Origin of the sequence: Polaromonas sp. (assembly GCF_030682935.1) — a bacterium.
Taxonomy (GTDB): domain Bacteria; phylum Pseudomonadota; class Gammaproteobacteria; order Burkholderiales; family Burkholderiaceae_C; genus Polaromonas.
The window spans coordinates 1-6,106 of record NZ_JAUXNA010000162.1 but is presented as its reverse complement, the minus strand read 5'-3'; the positions used below and the strand labels follow the sequence as shown (position 1 = coordinate 6,106).

Below are 6,106 nucleotides of genomic sequence, written 5' to 3'. Positions count from 1 at the left end.
TGGCCAAGCTGCGCTACCACCGCATCATCATCATGACCGATGCCGACGTGGACGGTGCGCACATCCGCACGCTGCTGCTCACCTTCTTTTACCGCCAGATGCCCGAGCTGGTGGAGCGCGGGCACATCTACATCGCCCAGCCGCCGCTGTACAAGGTCAAGGCCGGCAAGGAAGAGCAGTACCTGAAAGACACGGTTGCGCTCGACGGTTTTTTGCTGCGCATCGCGCTGCGCGACGCCTACGTGCAGACCGGTGCGGACGCCAACGCCGTGCTCACCGGCGAACCGCTGGCCGAGCTGGCGCGCAAGCACCAGCACGCCGAGTCGGTGATCAACCGCCTGCGCGGCTTCATGGATGAAGAAGCCTTGCGCGCCATTGCCGATGGCGTGTCGCTCAATCTCGACACCCTGGCCGATGCCGAAGCCTGCGCCGTGATCCTGCAGGCCAAGCTGCGCGAGCTCAACGTCACCGGCGCGCCGGCCGACGTGGCCGGCGAGTTTGACGTGCGTAACGACAAGCCCATTTTGCGCATCAGCCGCCGTCACCACGGCAACGTCAAAAGCAGCGTGCTGACCCAGGACTTTGTGCACGGCGCCGACTACGCCACGCTGGCCGAAGCCGCCACGTCGTTCAGGGACCTGATCACCGAGGGCGCCAAGGTCATGCGCGGCGAAGGCGAGCGCAGAAAAGAAGAAAAAATCAGCGACTTCCGCCAGGCCATGTTCTGGCTGATTGGCCAGGCTGAAAACAGCACGTCACGCCAGCGCTACAAAGGGCTGGGCGAAATGAACCCGGCCCAGCTGTGGGAAACCACCATGGACCCCACAGTGCGCCGCCTGCTCAGGGTGCAGATTGACGACGCCATTGAAGCTGACCGCGTGTTCACCATGCTGATGGGCGACGAGGTCGAGCCGCGCCGGGAGTTTATCGAGAAAAATGCGCTGCGGGCGGCCAACATCGATACGTGATGAGGCAGCCTGCTCAGATCGGGATTTCGTAAGACTGGCTGCTGCGGACCCAGCGTCCCAGCCCCGACGGGTTGCTTTTTGCACGCCAGACGTTAAAGGCGGCATCACTGTTGATGCCCGTCAAGGGTGGCGCCGAGTTTTGCCGATGATTCGAAATGCGCCTGAAAAGTCATGTTGCCGATTTCACCGACCTGCACGGCCCACAGGCTCATCTTGGCGCCATGCTTTTCAAATTACAGGCCGGGCCTGCAAATTAAACAATCCGCATGGCGTAACGGCTGCCAGACTTGGTAACGCGTTCACTGGCGTTCACCGGCCTCCCCTGAAATTCCAGACTCCAAAACCCTGCCCGCCCATGTCACCCATCGCCGTCATTGACTTTGAAACCACCGGTCTGTCGCCCGCTTTGGGTGACCGCGCCACCGAGGTCGCGATCGTGCTGGTCGAGGGCGGGCGGGTGGTTGACCGCTTCCAGAGCCTGATGAACGCCGGCGTGCGCATTCCGTCCTTCATCACCCAGCTCACGGGCATCACCAATGCCATGCTGGCCGACGCGCCCGATGCCGCGCAGGTCATGGCCGACGCCAGCCGCTTTGTGGGCGATACGCCCATGGTGGCGCACAACGCTTCGTTTGACCGCAAGTTCTGGGTCGCCGAGTTGCAGCGCCTGGGCCTGCCCGCGCCGCAGCCCTATGCCTGCACGCTGCTGGTCTCGCGCAGGCTGTACCCGCAGGCACCCAACCACAAGCTCGGCTCGCTGGTCGACTTTCACCGCCTGCCGCGCGCCGGCGCTGCCCACCGCGCGCTGGCCGACGCCGAAATGGCGGCCGCGCTGCTGGGCCAGATTCAACGCGACCTGCGCGCCCGCCACGGCGTGGCCAAGCCTGACCACGCGCTGCTGATGACGCTGCAGCGCTGCGCCAAACCCACGGTCAGCGCGCTGATGGCCAAGTACGCCACGGCTTGTACAGGCTAATAACGCTACTAAATAAATAGCTAATACTGCCCGCAGTTAAAGGGCTAGATCCATAAAACACCAATAATCAGGAGCATCCGCATGCACACCCGCCCAGCCACACCGCTTTCGACCCACGACACCACCCGCATTGACGACACCCGTATCGGCGCGGTGCGTCCGCTGATCACGCCCGCGCTGCTCGAAGAATGGCTGCCCGTACCCCAGGCCACGCTGACGCTGGTCGAACAAAGCCGCACCGCCATCTCGCGCGTGCTGCAGGGCGCCGACGACCGGCTGATCGTGGTGGTCGGGCCCTGCTCCATCCACGACCATGCGCAGGCCATGGACTACGCGCGGCAGCTGAAAGTGCAAGCTGATGCACTGGCCGGCGACTTGCTGGTGGTGATGCGTGTGTATTTCGAAAAACCCCGCACCACCGTGGGCTGGAAGGGCTACATCAACGACCCGCGCCTGGACGGCAGCTTTGCCATCAACGAAGGGCTGGAGATGGCGCGCCAGTTGCTGCTCGACGTGCTGGCCTTGGGCCTGCCGGTGGGCACCGAGTTCCTGGACTTGCTGAGCCCGCAATTCATCAGCGACCTGGTCAGCTGGGGCGCCATTGGCGCGCGCACCACCGAAAGCCCCAGCCACCGTCAGCTGGCTTCTGGCCTGAGCTGCCCGGTCGGCTTCAAGAACGGCACCGATGGCGGCATCAAGGTGGCTACCGACGCGATCCAGGCGGCGCAGGCCGCGCACGCCTTCATGGGCATGACCAAGATGGGCCAGGCCGCCATTTTTGAAACCCGCGGCAACGCCGACTGCCACGTGATTTTGCGCGGCGGCAAGCAGCCCAACTACGCCGCCGCAGACGTCAACGCCGCCTGCACGCTGCTCAAAAGCGCCGGCCTGCGCGAGCAGGTGATGATTGACGTGTCGCACGCCAACAGCAGCAAGCAGCACCAACGCCAGATCACTGTGGCCGCCGAAGTGGCCCAGCAGATCGCCGCGGGCGAGCAGCGCATCACCGGCCTCATGATTGAAAGCCATTTGAACGAAGGCCGGCAAGACATCGTGGCCGGCCAGCCTTTAAAGCACGGCGTGTCGGTGACCGACGCGTGCATCAGCTTTGAGCAAACCGTGCCGGTGCTGCAAGGGCTGGCGGCGGCGGTGCGGACGCGGCGGGCCGCCGCCTGATGGTTCCGGTGATGGGCTAACGAATTTCGTTGTTCGGGTCGTATTCAAGCGTGAGGGCGTTGCCGAAGACGTACACCTTGCCATTCACTACGCCGGCTGCGGCGCGCGTGAACGCGGTCAGGCTGGGGGTCTTGGTGGTCCAGAGGTTGATGGCGGGATCGTAGCTTTCCAGCACGTCCAGACTGCGGTTGACGTTCTCGCCGCCCGCTGCCAGCAGCTTGCCGTTGAGCGGGGCCAGGGCCAGGTGCGCGCGCGCAGTGGGCATGGGCGCGCGCGGGGTCCAGCTGCCCGTGCCAGGGTCATATTCCTCCACGGTGTTCACCCATTGCGAAATGACACCCGCATAGCCCCCCACGGCGTAGAGCCGGCCAGCAAATTCAGTCATGGCCAGCTGGCTGCGGGCGGTGGTCATGGCGTTGAGGCTGGACCACGCGTTCGTGAGCGGGTTGTATTGCTCGACATTGCTGAGCAGCAGGTCAGTCGACTCGCCGCCGGCCACAACGATCTGGTCGCCTAGCGGCGTTGGCAACGTGGCGCCAGCCGCAAAGTAGCGAGCGGTCAGCATCGGGTTTTTGGTGGTCCAAAGACCCGTTGCGGGATCGAATAGTTCTACCGTACCCACGGCCGAGGTGCTGAAGCCGTCCGTTCGGCCGCCAATCGCGTAGATCTTGCCGTTGGCCACCGTAGCAACGAGGCCCATGCGCGCTGTGGGCATGGGATTGCCTGTGCTCCAGATGTTTGTCACGGGGTCATAGATTTCCAGTACGTTGGTGGACGGGCCAGGTCTGACGCCGCTGTCCGTGCGCTGCCCGCCCATCACGTAGAGCTTGCCATTGACGACGGCAGTGGCGGCATGTTCCCGCAGCGTAGGTGCCGCCAGCTTGCGGGTCCACGGGTAGGCAACAATGCGCGCCGTGCCGGTCAAGGTGTTGGACTGTTGGCCAGCGGAGTCTGTCACATAAATCCGGACCGTGTAGGTGTCGGGTTTCACCGCAACGGCCGTCAGCTGCCCGAGGACGGTGCCGGACTTCAGGCCGTCGACCTCCAGGACGGGCGCTGTCTCAAGGCTGACCATGCTACCGGCACTGTCCAGAATTTTTACCGTGACGCTCGCCAGGTTGCCGTCTGGATCGGTGAAGTCAAAGACGGAGTCAAAGGTCTGTGGCGAACTGGAGACGTAGGCCGCCTCTGGCGTGATCACCAGGTTGGTGATGACGGGCACCGTGACCGCACCGCCACCGCCGCCACCGCCACACGCCGTGGCCAATGCAGCAAGCGCCACGGGCAGGCCAAAGCGAACTAAAGAAACAAGGGTTTTCACACCCTTGACCTTAGGTCCGGTGGAACCCCAATTGTTTGAGGAAAATCAAGTAAGCGATATCGGCCGAGCAGCGTATCACCGGCCTCATGATTGAGCGTCATTTGGACGAATTCCGACAGAAGATGGTGCCCGGCACGCCAATGGTCGGGCTCGAGCTGGATACGGGGCGACAAGCAGGCTTGACGCGCAAGATCGCGCTGTGAGCTACCTGATCGACACCAACGTGATCTCGGAACTGGTGCGCCCCAAACCTGACGCCGCCGTGCTGGACTGGTTTGCGAACACACCGGACGACGCCCTGTTTTTGAGCGCCTTGACGCTGGGCGAAATTCGCAAAGGCGTCGAGAAACTGGCCGACACCCAGCGCCGCGAAAAACTGCGCCTCTGGCTGGAGCACGACCTGCGCGACTGGTTTGGCCCGCGCATTTTGCCGATTGGCCCGGACGTGGCCGACCACTGGGGCCGGCTGCTCGCGCAGGCGGGCCGTCCCGTGCCCGCCATCGACAGCCTGCTGGCCGCCACGGTGCTGCACCATGACTTGCGGCTGGGCACCCGCAACACCAGAGACTTTGACTACGCGGGCTAGGAAGTTATCAACCCGTGGCAGACGGCGACGCGCTGAGATTACGGATCAAGAACTGAGCTGCCAGTCCGGTAATGCAGCAACGAGCGCAGGGCTGTCCCATCAAAAGCCTTGCTTCAAAATAAGCCGAAGATTGTCATTGCCCCAGCCTGCTTTTTTGCGTAGCGCCTTGATTCCGACGCCCTTGAAGTGTTTTTTCGCGGTGTTCAATAGGTTGAGCACAACATGGCCATGTTCTGTGGCTCGTGGTCTTTGCGTACAGTTGATTAATCTTCGTTGAAGACGACATCCAGTGCCCAGTGCAGCGTGTTCCCAATGGCCCAATGGGTGCGCACTGCTTGGGCTATTTGCCCGGCGTTGGCCGGCAAACTGCTGATGAAGAAGCGTCGTCGACTATCACTGAAATCAAGCCTTGGATATCGGCACTTTGGATATTGTCTTTATACGATCCAGCGTTCGTATTCCTTCGGCAAGAGGCAGATCATTTTTTCCGGTGGAATCGCACGAGTGTTGTACGTTCGCCCGAATTGATTCAGCGTCAAGGCAAGGCGACGCATGGAGCCTAAGCCGCCCTTTGCCTTGGGATTGTGCTTCGCCGCCTTGCTTCTCTTTCCTGCTGCCCCCCTCTTGAGTGACCCGTCAGGCGCAAGATAAAGACGCCCGGCCACGGCAAAAAAGCCTTTATGGGATGCGATGTGTTGCCTAGCAATGATTTGTTCAGCCAGCTCACCCCATGGACTCTTCGGGGAACTCAACGCAATTGCGGCTGAACTGCCATGTATGCGGACCATCCACCAAGCCGTTCTGCAAATCAGTCTGTAGTTCTGGCGCTGGCCAGCAGCCGTACTCGTTTGCATGTAGTGGTTCACTGCAAGCGGACTACCCGCGGGCTTTTTGCTTACCAAACTTCCAATAAACGCAAGCGACAACCACGCCCACATTCCGGCGTCACGAAAAATCTCCTCTGCATCGACCACGTTACCGAATACGTCCGCGTTCAGGTATTGGCCTAGTGCATACGTGGTTAGAAATGAGCGGTCGGTATCAACAGTAAATTGATGGCTGATTTGCTCTGAAAAACT

The 6,106-nt window shown here is 61.9% G+C and carries 6 protein-coding genes and 1 pseudogene; 4 read left to right on the top strand and 3 right to left on the bottom strand.

The features are described from left to right. From Q8K05_RS07660 to Q8K05_RS07650, 3 genes are all read left to right on the top strand, one after another. Positions 1–968: toprim domain-containing protein (locus tag Q8K05_RS07660; RefSeq protein WP_305245948.1), on the top strand; the 968-nt coding region annotated here is incomplete at its 5' end. Between the two features lie 355 nt (positions 969–1,323). After that, positions 1,324–1,944, top strand: coding sequence for a PolC-type DNA polymerase III (locus Q8K05_RS07655; protein ID WP_305245946.1), 621 nt, complete (start codon positions 1,324–1,326; stop codon positions 1,942–1,944). 81 nt (positions 1,945–2,025) lie between these two features. Further along, complete coding sequence (locus Q8K05_RS07650; protein WP_305245944.1) at positions 2,026–3,120, top strand: 3-deoxy-7-phosphoheptulonate synthase; 1,095 nt, start codon at positions 2,026–2,028, stop codon at positions 3,118–3,120. Positions 3,121–3,136: 16 nt separating this feature from the next. Here the strand turns inward: Q8K05_RS07650 and Q8K05_RS07645 are convergent, their stop codons facing one another. Further along, on the bottom strand, positions 3,137–4,441 hold the full coding sequence (locus Q8K05_RS07645) for a kelch repeat-containing protein (protein ID WP_305245942.1): 1,305 nt from the start codon (positions 4,439–4,441) through the stop codon (positions 3,137–3,139). Between the two features lie 199 nt (positions 4,442–4,640). Here Q8K05_RS07645 and Q8K05_RS07640 point away from each other — a divergent pair, with 199 nt between their 5' ends. Continuing rightward, positions 4,641–5,027, top strand: coding sequence for a type II toxin-antitoxin system VapC family toxin (locus Q8K05_RS07640; RefSeq protein WP_305245940.1), 387 nt, complete (start codon positions 4,641–4,643; stop codon positions 5,025–5,027). A 266-nt stretch (positions 5,028–5,293) separates the two neighbouring features. Here the strand turns inward: Q8K05_RS07640 and Q8K05_RS07635 are convergent. Then, a pseudogene (locus tag Q8K05_RS07635) lies at positions 5,294–5,413 on the bottom strand (ISAs1 family transposase); the annotation flags it as partial. Positions 5,414–5,464: 51 nt separating this feature from the next. Continuing rightward, positions 5,465–6,106: hypothetical protein (locus tag Q8K05_RS07630; protein WP_305245938.1), on the bottom strand; the 642-nt coding region annotated here is incomplete at its 5' end.